The 15,207-nt window shown below is 64.9% G+C and carries 17 protein-coding genes; 8 read left to right on the top strand and 9 right to left on the bottom strand.

Translation table 11 applies throughout. The features are described from left to right. Positions 1 to 25: 25 nt before the first annotated feature. Complete coding sequence (secB, locus tag GQO94_RS17185; RefSeq protein ID WP_156842665.1) at positions 26 to 535, bottom strand: protein-export chaperone SecB; 510 nt, start codon at positions 533 to 535, stop codon at positions 26 to 28. A gap of 268 nt (positions 536 to 803) precedes the next feature. On the opposite strand from secB, the gene GQO94_RS17190 reads away from it, so the two are divergent. From GQO94_RS17190 to GQO94_RS17200, 3 genes are read left to right on the top strand one after another with little or no spacing between them, the layout of a single operon-like run. Then, positions 804 to 1,481 (top strand): Tim44/TimA family putative adaptor protein, encoded by a 678-nt coding sequence (locus GQO94_RS17190; protein ID WP_156842666.1) that lies wholly within the window; start codon positions 804 to 806, stop codon positions 1,479 to 1,481. Positions 1,482 to 1,484: 3 nt separating this feature from the next. Beyond that, positions 1,485 to 2,738, top strand: a complete 1,254-nt coding sequence (gene mltA / locus GQO94_RS17195) for a murein transglycosylase A (protein ID WP_156842667.1) — start codon at positions 1,485 to 1,487, stop codon at positions 2,736 to 2,738. Next, a complete protein-coding gene (locus GQO94_RS17200) occupies positions 2,735 to 3,313 on the top strand; it encodes a Smr/MutS family protein (RefSeq protein WP_156842668.1) in 579 nt (192 codons plus the stop codon). The genes mltA and GQO94_RS17200 overlap by 4 nt, the downstream gene beginning before the upstream one ends. Positions 3,314 to 3,678: 365 nt before the next feature. Here GQO94_RS17200 and ahpF read toward each other — a convergent pair whose 3' ends face one another. From ahpF to aroC, 3 genes are all read right to left on the bottom strand, one after another. Further along, a complete protein-coding gene (ahpF, locus tag GQO94_RS17205) occupies positions 3,679 to 5,268 on the bottom strand; it encodes an alkyl hydroperoxide reductase subunit F (protein ID WP_156842669.1) in 1,590 nt (529 codons plus the stop codon). A 99-nt stretch (positions 5,269 to 5,367) separates the two neighbouring features. Beyond that, on the bottom strand, positions 5,368 to 5,931 hold the full coding sequence (gene ahpC / locus GQO94_RS17210) for an alkyl hydroperoxide reductase subunit C (RefSeq protein ID WP_156842670.1): 564 nt from the start codon (positions 5,929 to 5,931) through the stop codon (positions 5,368 to 5,370). 169 nt (positions 5,932 to 6,100) lie between these two features. Next, on the bottom strand, positions 6,101 to 7,168 hold the full coding sequence (aroC, locus tag GQO94_RS17215; protein ID WP_156842671.1) for a chorismate synthase: 1,068 nt from the start codon (positions 7,166 to 7,168) through the stop codon (positions 6,101 to 6,103). Between the two features lie 111 nt (positions 7,169 to 7,279). On the opposite strand from aroC, the gene GQO94_RS17220 reads away from it, so the two are divergent. Together GQO94_RS17220 and GQO94_RS17225 are read left to right on the top strand one after the other, a co-directional pair. Continuing rightward, entirely contained in the window at positions 7,280 to 7,591 is a 312-nt protein-coding gene (locus GQO94_RS17220) for an antibiotic biosynthesis monooxygenase family protein (protein ID WP_156842672.1), read from the top strand. Beyond that, positions 7,588 to 7,935: an ArsC family reductase gene (locus tag GQO94_RS17225; RefSeq protein ID WP_156842673.1), complete on the top strand. Its 348-nt coding sequence runs from the start codon at positions 7,588 to 7,590 to the stop codon at positions 7,933 to 7,935. The genes GQO94_RS17220 and GQO94_RS17225 overlap by 4 nt, the downstream gene beginning before the upstream one ends. 46 nt (positions 7,936 to 7,981) lie before the next feature. On the opposite strand, the gene GQO94_RS17230 is transcribed toward GQO94_RS17225, so the two are convergent. Then, on the bottom strand, positions 7,982 to 8,989 hold the full coding sequence (locus tag GQO94_RS17230) for a sensor histidine kinase (protein ID WP_156842674.1): 1,008 nt from the start codon (positions 8,987 to 8,989) through the stop codon (positions 7,982 to 7,984). Between the two features lie 266 nt (positions 8,990 to 9,255). Between GQO94_RS17230 and pnuC the strand changes: the two genes are divergently transcribed. Together pnuC and GQO94_RS17240 are read left to right on the top strand one after the other, a co-directional pair. Continuing rightward, positions 9,256 to 9,867: a nicotinamide riboside transporter PnuC gene (pnuC, locus tag GQO94_RS17235; RefSeq protein ID WP_232332993.1), complete on the top strand. Its 612-nt coding sequence runs from the start codon at positions 9,256 to 9,258 to the stop codon at positions 9,865 to 9,867. Next, positions 9,864 to 10,355, top strand: a complete 492-nt coding sequence (locus tag GQO94_RS17240) for an AAA family ATPase (RefSeq protein WP_156842675.1) — start codon at positions 9,864 to 9,866, stop codon at positions 10,353 to 10,355. The genes pnuC and GQO94_RS17240 overlap by 4 nt, the downstream gene beginning before the upstream one ends. Here GQO94_RS17240 and GQO94_RS21080 read toward each other — a convergent pair. From GQO94_RS21080 to GQO94_RS17260, 4 genes are all read right to left on the bottom strand, one after another. Further along, positions 10,352 to 10,654: a hypothetical protein gene (locus GQO94_RS21080; protein WP_232332994.1), complete on the bottom strand. Its 303-nt coding sequence runs from the start codon at positions 10,652 to 10,654 to the stop codon at positions 10,352 to 10,354. The two genes, GQO94_RS17240 and GQO94_RS21080, sit on opposite strands and share 4 nt — an antisense overlap. Before the next feature lie 185 nt (positions 10,655 to 10,839). Beyond that, positions 10,840 to 12,090, bottom strand: coding sequence for a hypothetical protein (locus GQO94_RS17250; RefSeq protein ID WP_232332995.1), 1,251 nt, complete (start codon positions 12,088 to 12,090; stop codon positions 10,840 to 10,842). 9 nt (positions 12,091 to 12,099) lie between these two features. Next, the gene (gene ubiG / locus GQO94_RS17255; protein ID WP_156842676.1) at positions 12,100 to 12,834 is read right to left on the bottom strand and encodes a bifunctional 2-polyprenyl-6-hydroxyphenol methylase/3-demethylubiquinol 3-O-methyltransferase UbiG; all 735 of its coding nucleotides are present in this window, start codon (positions 12,832 to 12,834) and stop codon (positions 12,100 to 12,102) included. A gap of 80 nt (positions 12,835 to 12,914) precedes the next feature. After that, complete coding sequence (locus GQO94_RS17260) at positions 12,915 to 13,523, bottom strand: response regulator transcription factor (protein WP_156842677.1); 609 nt, start codon at positions 13,521 to 13,523, stop codon at positions 12,915 to 12,917. Between the two features lie 337 nt (positions 13,524 to 13,860). Between GQO94_RS17260 and GQO94_RS17265 the strand changes: the two genes are divergently transcribed. Beyond that, the gene (locus GQO94_RS17265; protein WP_156842678.1) at positions 13,861 to 15,120 is read left to right on the top strand and encodes an aspartate kinase; all 1,260 of its coding nucleotides are present in this window, start codon (positions 13,861 to 13,863) and stop codon (positions 15,118 to 15,120) included. Positions 15,121 to 15,207: the final 87 nt, after the last annotated feature.

Genomic DNA, 15,207 nt, shown 5'->3' on the forward strand with positions numbered 1-15,207 from the left:
GGAAGGTTCGCTGTGCCCGGTCGGCTCAGGCGTTGCCGACCGGCGCGCCTATGCCGTCGTTCTGCTGTGCCGCCAGCTGCTGGACATAGAGGCCGTTGAAATCGATCGGATCGAGCATCAGCGGCGCAAAGCCGGCGTCGCGCACGGCATCGGCAATGATGCGGCGGGCGAACGGGAAGAGAATGCGCGGCGCTTCGGCATAGAGGAACGCGTGGGCCTGACCGTCCTCGAGATTGCGCATGCCGACGAGCGCGCAATAGGTCAGCTCGACCATATAGGCGGCGCCTTCGTCGTAGCCGGCCTTCGCCGTGATCTTGAGCTCGACTTCGTGGACTTCGCCCTCGATCGGACGCGCGCCGATGTTGAACTGGATGTCGATCTGCGGCGTGCCTTGCCAGGAATGGCTCTGCGGCGCGTTCGGATTCTCGACCGAGAGATCCTTCACGTACTGCGTGATGATGCCGGCGCTGGGATCGGTGTCCGCGCCGTTGCCGTCGAGGTTGAGGTCGGAGATGATGTTGCCTTCATCGGCCATGATGGATTGCTCTCGCTCTCGAAATGTCGTGTCGAAACTGGAGCGGGCGCCTAGCACTCGCCGATGCGGGCGGCAATGCTGCTTGCCGCCGCCGCTGTCGAACAAAGAGACGACGAGACGAAGCCGCCACGCGGTATATGGACGAAAAATTACCCCCTAAGGTGCACTCACGCGTTGTTCATTTGTCAAGATTACCTATCTCAGGCTATGCTTGGCGCTGACTTTCGAGCGCGAGCTCACACGCCGTAAAAAGGATGGACCTGTAAGCGTGACTGTCGAAATCGTAATCCTGGCGATGATCGCCGCATTCCTCGGGCTCAGACTCTACTCGGTGCTTGGGCGCCGTGCGGAGCATGAAGAGGAACCGATCGCCGGACGGTTCGAGGGTCCCGCCGGGGCTCCGCGCGGTCCCGCTGCGCAACGTGGCCACGAAGACAAGGCTTCCGCCAACGGCGCAACTCCGCCGCGCATCCGCGAGATGCCGCGTACTACGCCGCTGGTCGAGCGCGGGCTGCAGGAAATCGTCGCGGCCGATCGCCGGTTCGATGCCTTCGCCTTCGTCGATGGCGCGAAGACCGCGTATCGCCTCGTGCTCGAAGCTTTCTGGCGCGGCGATCGCGAAGAGCTGCGGCAGCTGTGCGACGATGAGGTCTACGAAGGCTTCGCTCAGGCGATCGATGCGCGCGAAGCGGCGGGCGAGCAGCTCGACAACCGCCTCATCCGGATCGAGGAAACGCAGATCACCGGGGCGCAGTACGAAGCGCCCAATGCGCGAATCACCGTGCGCTTCCGCAGCGACATCGCCGCGGTGACGCGCGACTCCGAGGGTACGATGATCGCCGGCTCACTCGATGATGCCATCGAATCGATCGATGTCTGGACATTCGTGCGCGACGTGCGCTCGCCCGATCCCGACTGGATGCTCGAGGAAACCGACGAGGGTTAACCGATGCCCTCTTGCAGGACGGCGGCGCGCGGTCCGCTCCCCGCCTTTCTGCAATTCGGCAGCGTTGCCTGTCTTCTGCTGTTGCTTGGTGCTTGCGTCCGGATCATTCCGGGGGACACGCGGGGCTCGCCGCCCCCGCCGGTCACATCGCCTCCACCCGGCTCCTTGCCTGAAACGACCGCAGAAAGTGCCATCGCGCTGGGCGTGAGCGCCGGGCCAACGGTCGAGTCGCTCGATCTTCGCCAAGGCGATGCGGCGACTGCCTTGCTCTCTTTTCACGAAAGCTGCCCCAAGCTCGTAACCCGAGAAGATGCCTCCGGGCTGACTCGCCCGGCGGACTGGCAAGAGGCGTGCGACGCCTTCGCCAGTTGGCCTTATGCCGATGGCCCGGGTTTCTTCGAACGCTATTTCGAGACGGTGCGAGTCGGCGATGGCAGCGCTTTCGCGACGGGCTATTTCGAACCCGACATCGCCGGATCGCGGGAACGTCTGCCAGGCTTCGATGTCCCCGTCTATGGCTTGCCGGACGATCTGGTGCGGGCGCGACCGGGGGATGCGGAGCCCACGTCCAAAGAACAGATGCCGCTCGGCCGTTACGACGCGCAAGGCAACTTCGTTCCCTACTTCGATCGCACGGAAATCGAGAACGGCGCGCTCGCCGGGCGCGGCCTCGAGATCGGCTGGGCGGCGGATCCGGTCGAGTTCTTCTTTCTCCAGATCCAGGGCTCGGGCATGCTGCGCGCGCCTGACGGCACGATCATGCGGATCGGCTATGCCGGGCAGAACGGGCGCGGCTATACCGGCATCGGCGGCGTGATGCGCGAGCGGGGGCTGATCGGTGACGGACCGGGCCAGTACCCCGGATCGATGCAAGGCATCATGCAGTACATTCGCGAGCATCCGGTCGAAGGCCGTGCGCTGATGCGCGAGAATCAGAGCTGGATCTTCTTCCGCGAACTGACCGGCGATGGCCCACTGGGCGCGCTGGGCGTCCCCGTCCGGCGCGAAAGCTCGGTCGCGACCGACCCGCGGTTCACCCCGTTGGGCGCGCCGGTCTGGCTCGAACTGGATCGCACCGTGGCCAATGGCTTGTGGATCGCGCAGGATACCGGCGGAGCGATCAAGGGGCCGAACCGGTTCGACACCTTCTGGGGCAATGGTGAGGAAGCGCGCCAGATCGCCGGCGGCATGAGCGGGCGCGGCCGTGCGCTGGTGTTCGTGCCCAAAGGGACGCTCGCGCGGCTCGGCATCCGGTGAGGCGTCCGGGGCGCCGGCTCAGCGCGGAGGAAGCCGAAGCCTGGGCCCAGGTGGCGCGCACCGTCGCGCCGATCGAGGCGGCTCGCCTCAAGCCGGGCGTTGCGGACAAGCCGGCGCCAAAGCCAGCTCCTTCGGGACAGCCTCAACCCTCGAAATCCAAGCAACCCGTCAGGCCGAAGGCACCACCGCCCAAGCCGCCGCCGGCTCCCGCGCCTTCGCAGCGTGCCAACAGTCTCGATTCGACTTGGGATCGCAAGCTGACGCGGGGCACGGTGATGCCCGACTACACGCTGGATCTGCATGGTGCGTCGCTCGACGTCGCCTATTCGCGACTGCTGCATGGTCTGGCACAGGCGCGCGCGCTCGATGCGCGCGTGGTGCTCGTCGTGACCGGCAAGCCCCGGCCCGTCGATGCCGCGGATCGCGGCACGCGGCGCGGCGCGATCCGCGCGAAGATCGTCGACTGGATCGCGGCGAGTTCGATGGCGAGCGAGGTCGCCGCCATACGAAACGCGCACCGGCGCCATGGAGGCAGCGGTGCGCTGTATGTAATCCTGAAAAGACGCAGAGGCTGATTGCTCAGCCCCGAGCGAATTTTACCCGAACTTGTTGTTGAGGGCCGATGCCATGTCTTCGCTTCTAGCAAGAGCGAAAGTCATGGGCCCCTTTTTACGCAGTGACTGGCAAATCCAAATGCCGTTGTCATTGCAATAGTCACGAAGATCTTCGAAGTTCTCTTCAAGATAGGCGAAGCGGTGAAAGTCCGATATGCTGTTGATCATGCATACCTTTATATACCGTATTGCAGCATTTTTCAACCCACTTGTCACAAACCATTGTCGGTTGGCCTTGCGGGACTTCCAAAACGCGCCGCTTCATCATGCGAAACGGGCGGAAATCCTGAGGATTCCCGCCCGTTTGCGACCCTGCAGGGAAGGGGTCAGGCCGCCTGCGCGATCTCGTCCACGGCTTCGTTGCGGATGAGATAATCGAAGGCGCTGAGCGCCGCCTTCGATCCCTCGCCCATGGCGATGATGATCTGCTTGAACGGCACCGTGGTCGCATCGCCGGCGGCAAACACGCCCGGCAGGTTGGTCGCGGCATGGCCATCGATCACGATCTCGCCGAACTTCGACAGTTCGAGGCCGGAATCCTTCAGCCATTCGGTGTTGGGCACCAGCCCGATCTGTACGAACACGCCTTCGAGCTCGACGTGCTTTTCCTCGCCGGTTTCGCGGTTCTTGTAGCTGAGGCCATTGACCAGCTCGCCGTCGCCGGTGACTTCGGTGGACTGCGCCGACACCAGGATGTCGACGTTCTTCATCGAGCGCAGCTTGTCCTGCAGCACCTGATCGGCGCGCAGCTTGGAATCGAACTCGATCAGCGTGACGTGGCCGACGATGTTGGCAAGGTCGATCGCGGCTTCGACGCCCGAGTTGCCGCCGCCGATCACTGCGACGCGCTTGCCCTTGAACAGCGGGCCGTCGCAGTGCGGGCAGTAGGCGACGCCGCGGTTGCGGTACTCGAACTCGCCCGGCACGCCGAGATTGCGCCAGCGCGCGCCGGTCGACAGGACCAGGCTGCGCGCCTTGAGGGAAGCGCCGTTGGCGAACACGACTTCGTGCATGCCGCCGGGCTTGGTCGCCGGGATCAGCTTTTCGGCCTTTTGCAGGTTCATGACGTCGATATCGTACTGACCGACATGCGCCTCGAGCGCGGCGGCAAGCTTCGGGCCCTCGGTGTAGGACACCGAGACGAAGTTCTCGATGCCCATCGTGTCGAGCACTTGCCCGCCGAAGCGTTCGGCGGCGATGCCGGTGCGGAAGCCCTTGCGGGCGGTATAGATCGCGGCCGAGGCGCCGGCGGGGCCGCCGCCGATGACGAGGACTTCGAACGGATCCTTGCCTTCGATCTTGGCGGCAGCGCGCGCTTCAGCATTGGTGTCGAGCTTGGCCAGAACTTCCTCGACGCTCATCTTGCCGTTGGCGAAGCTTTCGCCGTTGAGGAAGACCGCGGGCACGGCCATGACGCCGCGTTCCTCGACTTCGTCTTTGAACGCGCCGCCTTCGATCAGGGTCGCCGAAATATGCGGGTTGAAAAGTGCCAGCAGCGTCAGCGCCTGCACCACGTCGGGGCAGTTGTGGCACGACAGCGAGAAATACATCTCGAAGTTGAATTCGCCTTCGAGGTCGCGGATCGCCTGCAGCGTCTCGTCGGAGACCTTGGGCGGGTGGCCGCCGCTCCACAGGAGCGCGAGCACCAGCGAGGTGAATTCGTGGCCGAGCGGGACGCCGGCAAAGCGGACCCACACGCTGGGGTCGGAGGCGCGGCGCACGATGAAGCTGGGACGGCGTTCGTCGTCGCCGTCGAACTTGGCGGAAACCTTGTCGGACAGGGCATCGATCTGCGTGAGCAGGTCGCGCGTCTCGGTCGACTTCGCATCGTCGCCCAGAGAGGCGACGAGCTCGATCGGCTCGCGAAGCATGCCGAGATATTGAGTGAGCTGTTGCGTCAGATTGGCGTCGAGCATCGGATTCCTCATTGAATGAAAAGGGGCAAAGGCGCGCGGATCGTTGGCACGCGGCGGTAGGAAGGGCCGGCCGCAGCCGGCCCTTCGCACGTCATGGGATCAGAGCTTGCCGACGAGGTCGAGCGAGGGCGCGAGCGTGCCGCTGCCTTCTTCCCACTTCGCGGGGCAGACTTCACCGGGGTGGGCGCGCACGTACTGCGCGGCCTTGATCTTGCGGACGAGTTCGGTCGCGTTGCGGCCGACGCCTTCGCAGGTGATTTCCATGATCTGGATCACGCCATCGGGATCGACGACGAAGGTCGCGCGGTCGGCAAGGCCCATGTCGCGCAGCACGCCGAACGACTTCGCCAGTGCGTGAGTCTGGTCACCCAGGAACGCGTACTTGATCTTGCCGATCTTGTCGGAGGTGTCGTGCCAGGCCTTGTGGCTGAAGTGCGTGTCGGTCGAGACGCCGAACACTTCCACGCCCATGCCCTGAAGCGTATCGTACTGCTCGCCGAGATCTTCGAGCTCGGTGGGGCAGACGAACGTGAAGTCGGCCGGGTAGAAGAAGAAGACCGCCCACTTGCCGGCGATGTCCTTTTCGGTGACGTCGAAGAAGTCCTTGCCGGTCTGGAAGGCGGTGGCCTTGAACGGCTGAACCGTGCTGCCGATGATACCCATGAATAAATCTCCCTCTGTCTGGGTGGAATTGACAGGTGGGAGATAGGGTGGATGCCGGGCGCTTTGTAGATGGAAGAGCCGATGGACCTGATCGGCTCAGTCGATCTTTGGCAGATCGCTTGTGCGAGATTTTCGATCAATCGCCCGCCAGTGGCGATAAGACGCGCTCTCAGCCGCACTGGCCCCGATGCAGCAATTTGTGATCCGCCAGCACCAGCGCCATCATCGCCTCGACCACCGGCGCGCCGCGAATGCCGACGCACGGGTCATGGCGACCCTTGGTGAACAGCTCGGTCGCCTCGCCGTCGCGCGTGATCGTCGGCTGCGGCGTCAGGATCGAGCTGGTGGGCTTGAAGGCGACGCGTACCATCACCGGCTGCCCGGTCGAAATGCCGCCGGCAATTCCGCCCGCATGATTGGCATCGAAGCTGGGCGACGTCTCGCCGGGGCGCATCGGATCGGCGTTTTCCTCGCCCGTCAGGCGCGCGGCGGCGAAGCCATCGCCGATCTCTACGCCTTTGACCGCATTGATCCCCATCATCGCGGCGGCAAGATCGGCATCCAGCTTGCCGTACAGCGGAGCGCCCCAGCCCGCCGGCACGCCGGTCGCGACGCATTCGATAACCGCGCCGACCGAAGAGCCGGCCTTGCGCACCGCATCGACCTGCTCGGTCCAGCGCTGCGCAGCCACTGCGTCCGGACAGAAGAAGGGATTGCGCGCGATCTGGGAAGGATCGAAATTCCTGTAGTCGATCGCGTCCCCACCGATCTCGACCACGTATGCCGAGATAGAAACTTCGGGGATCACGAGCCGCGCCACGCCGCCGGCCGCCACCCGCGCGGCGGTTTCGCGCGCGGAACTGCGCCCGCCACCGCGATAGTCGCGAAAGCCGTACTTGGCATCGTAGGCATAGTCGGCATGGCCGGGGCGATAGGCCTTGGCGACCTCCGAATAGTCCTTGGAACGCTGATCGACGTTCTCGATCATCAGGCTGATCGGCGTGCCGGTGGTGCGGCCCTCGAAAGTGCCGGACAGGATGCGAACCTGATCGGGTTCCTGACGCTGCGTCGTGAAGCGCGATTGGCCCGGTCGGCGCGCATCGAGAAACGGCTGCAGCGCGTCTTCCGTGATGGCGAGGCCCGGCGGGCATCCGTCCACCACCGCGCCCAGCGCCGGCCCATGGCTTTCGCCCCAGGTGGTGAAACGCAGCAGTCGGCCGAAGGTGTTGACGCTCATGGGATCCCCGTCTTGCCCCCGCGCCTTTGTCGCGCAAACGCGCGAAAGTCTACCCGCGTCGCGCAATCGCGCAATTGTCCGGCCGCCGCCGAAGCGGTAGGGGCCCGGGCCATGTTTCTCGTGGTCTTCCGCAACCGCAAGCGCGCCGATATCGATGCCGTCGCCTACGAGGGCGATGCCGATCGCATGCTGGCGCTTGCCCGCACGCAACCGGGCTTCCTCGATTTTCGCAGCTACACCGCCGAAGATGGCGAAGTCGTCGCGATTTCGGAATGGGCGGACGAGGCCAGCGCGCGCGCCTGGGGCCGCCATGGCGAACACGCCCCGATCCAGCAGCGCGGTCGCGCCGAATTCTACGAAGACTATACGCTGTTCGCGTGCGCGGATCCGCGCATCCACCGCTTCGAAAGGCATGATTCGTGAGTATCGACGTTTACGGCATCCCCAACTGCGACACGATCAAGAAGGCGCGCAAGTGGCTCGATGCGCACGGCATCGCCTATGTCTTCCACGACTACAAGAAGGAGGGCGCCGACGCGGCCCGGCTCGCGCGGTGGGTGGAGGAGGCCGGTTGGCAGACCGTTCTCAACCGCCGCGGCACGACCTTCCGCAAGCTTGCCGAGGACGAGCGCGAGGGGCTGGATGGCGAAAAGGCCGTGGCGGTGATGGCCGCGCATCCCAGCTGCATCAAGCGGCCGGTGCTGGAGTATGACGGCGGCCTGCTCGTCGGTTTCGACGAGGCGGAATGGAGCGCGGCGCTGGTCTGACGCCAGGCGGTCTTGGCCGGCTAAGTACCGCCCCGAACCCGCCGCGCTATTTCGCGCTCGTCAGTTCCACGGTGAAGCCGCGATCGCTTGGGTGGACCACGTGCGCCGCGCCGGCTTGTCGGGCGAAGGCGCCGAGCAGGCTCGATCCGATGCCGCTGTCGGGCTTGTCCACCGGATCGGCGTTGGTACCGGTGCCGTCATCGCGGATCGAGAGCGACCACTCATCGCCGCGAGCATCGAGAGCGACGTGCACCGCTCCGGCGCGGCTATCGGGAAACGCGTACTTCGCGCAGTTCGTCAGGGCCTCGTTGGTGAACAGGCCGATGGCGACCGCGGTCTCGCGTGCCATGCTGACATCGCTGATCTCGTGCGTGACAGTGACGTTCGGCGGAAACGCGGCGCTGCCGACGCGCTCGACCAGCCGCTGCAGATAGGGCTTCATCTCGACGTGCGCGCCTTCGCCCTGCTCGTCGGCGAGATGGGAATAGGCTTCGGCGAACGTGCGGACGCGCCCGATCGCGTCATCGAAGGCGAATCGGACAGTCTCCGAGCTTTCCCGTCGTTTCTGGATCTCGAGGAGGCTGGCGACGAGCGCGAAGTTGTTCTTGGTGCGGTGCTCCATCTCGGCGAGGAGGATCGCGCGCCGCTCGATCTCGGCATCGCTTTGCAAGCGACCCGATTCGACCGCGCTGCGAAAGGTTTCCGCAAAGACCAGAACGATCAACGCCGAAGCCGCATTGAGCGTGACCCGCGGTATGTCCCTTGCCTCGGCGAATTCGAAGGAGTGGGGGAAAGGCAGGACGACGTACCAGGCCCAGCCAAAGCTGACCGCCCAGGCGACAAGGCCGGCCTGCCAGTGCCCGTAGAGGGTCGCCAGCAGCACCGTGGGATAGACCAGGGCGAAAGGCCCGGCGACAGGAAACCAGATGTCGAGGAAGGTGCGCAGCGCGATCATCGCCAGGCCGCAAACCAGGCCGAAGCCGACTTGTGTGGCCAGGCGCGGCAGCGGCGCGTTCACTCGCCGGCTGATGTCGAAATGCGCCAGCCGTCTCATGCCACGTTGTTCATGCCAGAGTGTTCATGAATATGTCCCGCGCTTTGCCGGACGCATCTGCCCGGCATGCTGCCCCGCGCAGCATGCCGCGCCGCGACCGAGCCGCGCCGACGTTAAGCGACTTCACTCTGGTCGTCGACTGCAATCGGCGGCTTCGCGTGGCGTGACCGTTGTCACAAATCGCTTGGCAACTCGAAAGATAGCGGAATACCTGCGGCAGGGCTTTGCGGACCCTTCCGCGGACACACTGGCTTCAGGAACGCCGCATGACCATCGCGAACATGACCGTCGCCCAATGGATGACCGCGTTGGAATGGCTGGCGGCGGGTCTGGGCGTCGTCAACATCGCTTTGCTCATCTTCCGCAATGTCTGGAACTTCGCGTTCGGCATCGCCTCGGTCGCGATCTACATCTTCGTGTTCTGGGAAAACCGGCTCTACGCGGAAAGCGGGCTGCAAGTGTTCTTCATTGCGGCGCAAGCGTGGGGCTGGTGGATGTGGCGGCGCATCGGCGGGGACGATGATCGAGTTCCGGTGCGCTGGCTCGACTGGAAGGCGCGCGCCGTCTGGTTGATGGGAACGGCTTCCATCAGCCTCAATCTGGGTTGGGCGATGGCCCGCTACACCAACGCGGCCGCGCCTTACGTGGATGGGCCGATCGCGGTCGCCAGCATGGCCGCGCAGATCCTCCTCGCGTTTCGCCGGATCGAGAACTGGCTGCTGTGGATCGCGATCGACGTGGCGGCGGTGTCGCTCTACATCCATCGCGGCCTCTATCCCACGGCAGGGCTTTATGGCGGGATGCTGGTGATGAGCCTCATCGGCCTCAAGGAGTGGGTCGAGGCGGATCGCCGCGAAACGATCGCTGCGGCCCAATGATCAGGATTTGCCTGCATGGCGCCGAGAGCACCGGAAAGTCTACCTTGGCGGCGCGGTTGGGGTATCCGGTCGTGCCGGAATTCGGGCGCGCCTATTGCGAGGAACGCGGCACCGATCTGACGATGGCCGACTTGCTCGCCATCGCGGAAGGCCAGGACGCCGCGATGCGCGCGGCCGCCGCGGCCCGCCCGCCCGTGCTCGTTCTCGATACCGATCCGGTGATGACGGCGGCTTGGGCGCAGATGCTGTTCGGCGAAGTTCCCCCAGCGTTGCTGGCCTACGAGAAGGCCGAACACTACTTGCTGTTTATGGCTGACGTGCCGTGGGTCGACGATGGCACACGCTTTTTCGGTTCACTCACGGCGCGGGCCGAATTTGCCGCAATCGCACGCAGCATGCTCGATCGCGCCGGGGTGGACTACGACGTGATTTGCGGAGACTGGCAGACGCGCGAAGCGCAAGTCCGTGCTGCCATCGCCAGGTTCTAGATCGCTTCGAGCGAATCCAGCTGCGCACAGGCCTCGCACGGCTCGCCCGCATCGTGCGGGGCGGCGGCCTTGCGCGAGGCCTTGTCCGCGGTGACGAGCGGGTTCTCGCCCCGGCCCATCGTCCAGTTGCGCCCCAGCCGAACTTCGGGATTGGGCGCGCACCAGATCTCGCCGGTTTCGTCGATCGCGGTGACCCAGATCAGGTTATGCTCCTGCCCATAGTCGATCATGCCGATCGCATAGCCGTGCCCTTTGCCAAGCACGTGAACGGGTAGTGTCGGGTTAAGCTGAGTGAACATGTGGTTCCTGCCATGAGGCTGCTTATCAGTTGCGCAATGCGCGCCGTCGCTCGACGGTTCCGCAAAGCGCCGGCAATCGTGACGAAACCTTGTGAAATGCGACGAACCGATAGGATAAATTGCGGTTTGTTAAGTAATTCGCGCAGGATCGCGAAGACAAACGCCAATTTGCACAGTCCGACGCCCTAGCCTTCGACGCTCGTCCCGAAGATCGCGGCGGCGAGTCCCAGCAGCGCGAGCGCGGCGTAAAGCAAGCCATGCGCGAGACCGGCTTCGGGATCGCGGCGCGCGCGCAGAAAGGCGATTGCCGATTGCAGCGCATAGTACAGCGCGAAGGCGCGCGAGGCGTAGCTGACGATCTGGAAGACATCCGCCACCCAGGTCAGCGTCAATCCGATCGCTGCGAGCGCGAAATACGTATGCCGGGCGTTGAGCCGCCCGCCGGTGAGCTCGGTCACGAGACCGCCCGACCCATTGGTATCCGCCACCGCCGCGCTGAACTGGGCCGCCAGTGCCGCGACGATCAGCAGCGGGCCGAGCAAAGCCGAAATGCCCGCCATCAGGTCGATGATCGCGGTTTCGGTCAGCGGGAAGGAACCCGCCTTGAAGATGAGCGAAAGCAGCGCGACGTAAGCCACGTAGATGGCGCTGGCGATCCACTGCGAAAGCTTCATCGAGCGGATCCGCGTGCCAGCATCGTAGTGCTTGCCGAGGTATCGCGAAGTCTCGAAGCCCTGCACCGTGACGATCAGGCCGAACATCATCAGCAGCGCGCCCAGGCCGCCCGTCGTCGGACTGCTGTGTTCGATCGTGCCTCGGTTTGCCTCGATCCCGCCTTGCACCGCCAGCGCGGCGATCAGCGCGGCAATGATCGCGAGCTTCAGGCTGACCGTGAGCTGCTCCATCCGCTCGAGCAGAGCGAAACCGCGTAGCAGGCCCGCACCGAGGATCAGCGCATAGGCGGCCGTGGTGATGATCCGGCCCAGCAAGTCGCTCGGGCCGGAGAAGATGCGGGCAAAGAACGCGCCGAACAGGTTGAGGTAGTAGGCGACTGAGATCGCATAGGCGAAGGCGAGCGCCCAGCTCGAAGCCTTCTCGAAAGCGGCCACGGCCACTGGATCGTCGGGCGCACCGTCCCCCTCCCGGTCGCCGTCGAATTCGCCAGGATGCTGGCCTATGCGCGAGATGTTGTAGCGGATCGCGCCGCCGAAGGCATAACCGGCAAGGCACAGCGCTGCCATCGCGACGACGCCATAGCTGCCGAAACTGTCGACCAGGATCGGCCCGAGGATCAGGAAGCCGCTGCCGATGATCGAGGCCAGCGGCGTGATCGTCGCGCGCCACAGCGGCATGTTGCGTAAGCGGGGCCATGCCAGCAGGGCGGCGGTTGCCAGCCCTGCGGCGATCACCGCGATCTCGATCAGCGTCTCGCCCAAGGGCCCAGCTCAGGCGCGAGTCGCGGTGACGATGTAGTTGAGCGCGAGATCGTCCGAGAGGTGCAGGCCCTTCACCGGCGCCCAGGCAATGCCGCGCGGGCGGCTCATCGCGAGCCCTGCGGCGGCGAGCAGTTCGCTCAGTTCGTCGGGCGTGATGAAATCGTCCCAGTGGTGTGTGCCGCGCGGAACATGGCCGAGCCGCTCCGCCGCCTCGATCAGCAGCAGCCGCGAGCGCGTGGTGCGGTTGGGCGTCGAGAGCACCATGAGGCCTTCAGGCGTCATGGCCGACGCCAGCGCGGCGACGAAGGCGCCTTTGTGCTCGACGTGCTCGATCACTTCCATCGCGCAGACGAGGTCGAAACCGGTCAAGTCCAGGCCGGCAAGCTCGCCGCAGCGATAGTCGATTGCCAGGCCCATCGCCCCGGCATGCTCGGCAGCGACCGCAATATTCTCCGGCGCCGCATCGACGCCGGTCACTTGCGCGCCCAGCCGAGCGAGCGGCTCGCACAGCAGCCCGGCGCCGCAGCCGACATCGAGCGCGCGGCGGCCGGCCAGCGGGCGCAGCGACGCCGGATCGGCGCCGAAGCCCATGTCGATCTCGTCGCGGATGAAGCCGAGCCGCACCGGGTTGAGCCGGTGCAGCATCGCCGACGACCCGCGCGGATCCCACCAATCCGCTGCGAGCGCGCCGAAGTGCGTGGCTTCGGCTGGCCGAATGGTATCCTGAGTCTCGCTGGTGTTCACGCGACCGCGAGTAGCAGAGCGACGCGCGGCGATCCAGTCGGCACGATGCCGTCAGCCCGTCGTGGATATCGGCCGTCGAGTCAGCCTATCAGGCATCCGTCGAGTGCGACCCGAACGGCTTCGCTGGTGTTGCGCGCGCCGATCTTGTCGAAGGCGTTGGCGCGATGAATTTCCACCGTGCGCGGGCTGATGCCAAGCGCGTTCCCGATGAGCTTGTTGGTCATCCCGGACGTCACCGCGTTCAGCACTTCGCGTTCGCGCGGAGTGAGCTTGTCCAGCAAGCCGCTCGCGACGGCGCGGCGCAACGGCTGAGAGCCGGCGGCAGCGTCGCTTTCTGGCGACATCAGTCCGAGACCAAGCACCGCAGCGATGTCGAACGGCCAGAGAAGATAGTCGGTGGCGCCGAGCCGCCCGGCCATGAGCGCCTGACGAGCGTCGGGCTTTTCATGGTAAACGACAAACGGCAGCACTCGTCCGCTTCGACGGACTTGTGACAAATAATCCGGAATCGCGTCTTCGCTGTCATGCATGAGAACGAAATCGCAGGCCATTCCCGTACTATCGAGTTCGGCCACGCTTTCGAACGGTTCTGCGTGAATTTCCTCGCCCAGCAGCAAGTAGCTCAGGGCTGCGCGGCGCCGGATGTCCTCATCGACGATGGCGACGCTCTTAAGATTGGTTTTTGTCATGTCTCAACCCGTCAAGATGTCTTGTTTTTTTACTTTTCGATGCAGATGGCGATACCCTACCAGCCGTAGCCAAATCACTGTGCAAAGAGGTTAAATTGTTCTTGCTACCCCTAGGGGTATTCCCATGCGCAAGGCGAAAGGCGGGCGGGCATGGTCGTGCTTGTTAACCATGGAGGATAGCCAGATCCCTCGGTACAGGCAGCGTGAGGCATGCCGCAGGGAAGGGGCCGGAGACTTGCGAGCGCGTTGAAGCAACGTCCGGCAGTTGCATTCACGCGGACCTGTCCCTAACAGCGCGCCCGACGCATATCAGCGGACGAAGGGGGCGGAGTCAGCCTTGGCACGAATCGTGATGAAATTCGGCGGCACCTCGATGGCCGGCACCGAGCGCATCCGGCGCGTGGCGGGCATCGTCAAACGCCAGCAGGAGGCCGGGCACGAAGTTGCGGTGGTCGTTTCCGCCATGGCGGGCGAGACCGACCGCATGGTGAACTTCTGCCGCGAGGCCAACGCGCTTTACGATCCGGCCGAATACGACGTCGTCGTGGCCAGCGGCGAGCAAGTGACCTCGGGGCTGCTGGCGCTGACGCTGCAGGCGATGGGATGCAAGGCGCGCTCCTGGCTCGGCTGGCAACTTCCGGTCCACACCAACAACGCGCATGCCAAGGCGCGGATCGAATCGATCGATTCCGATGGCCTGCTCGCGTCGATGGCGGCGGGCGAGATCGCGGTGATCCCCGGCTTCCAGGGCCTCGAACCCTCCGGCCGCGTGACCACGCTGGGGCGCGGCGGTTCGGATACCTCGGCAGTCGCGGTGGCGGCGGCGATCGAGGCCGATCGCTGCGACATCTACACCGATGTCGACGGGGTCTACACGACCGACCCGCGCATCGTCGCCAAGGCGCGCAAGTTGCCGCTGGTGACGTACGAGGAAATGCTCGAGCTGGCTTCGGTGGGCTCGAAAGTGCTGCAGACCCGCTCGGTCAGCCTGGCGATGAAGGAAGGCGTGCGCGTGCAAGTGCTCTCCAGCTTCATCGACGAGAATGCCCCCGCTGCCGATACCCTGCCCGGAACGATGATCGTCTCTGACGAGGAACTGGAAGAAAGCGACATGGAACGCCAGCTGATCACCGGCATCGCCGCCGACAAGAACGAGGCCAAGGTCACGCTGACGCGCGTCCCCGACAAGCCGGGTGCGGTCGCCGCGATCTTCACGCCGCTGGCCGAGGCGAACATCAACGTCGACATGATCATTCAGAACGTCGCCAAGGAAAAGGGCGAGACCGACGTCACCTTCACCGCGCCGCAAGCCGATCTGGCGCGGACGTTGGCCATGCTCGAGGAGCGCAAGGACGCGATCGGCTTCTACCGGCTGATTTCGGACGACAAGGTCGCCAAGATCAGCGTCGTCGGCGTCGGCATGCGCAGCCATGCGGGCGTGGCATCGACGATGTTCAAGACGCTGGCCGATCGCGGGATCAACATCCTCGCGATCAGCACCAGCGAGATCAAGGTATCGGTCCTGATCGACGCCGACGAGACCGAACTTGCCGTACGCGTGCTGCACACGGCGTACGGTCTCGACGCCGCGGCTTGAGAGCTTGATTCACTGAGGTGGATGCGGCACCGGCCCGCGCCCCCACCCGGCCTCCCATGAGTATACCCTGATCGGGAGGCCGGGTGG

This window comes from Novosphingobium aquimarinum, assembly GCF_009746585.1.
Taxonomy (GTDB): domain Bacteria; phylum Pseudomonadota; class Alphaproteobacteria; order Sphingomonadales; family Sphingomonadaceae; genus Novosphingobium; species Novosphingobium aquimarinum.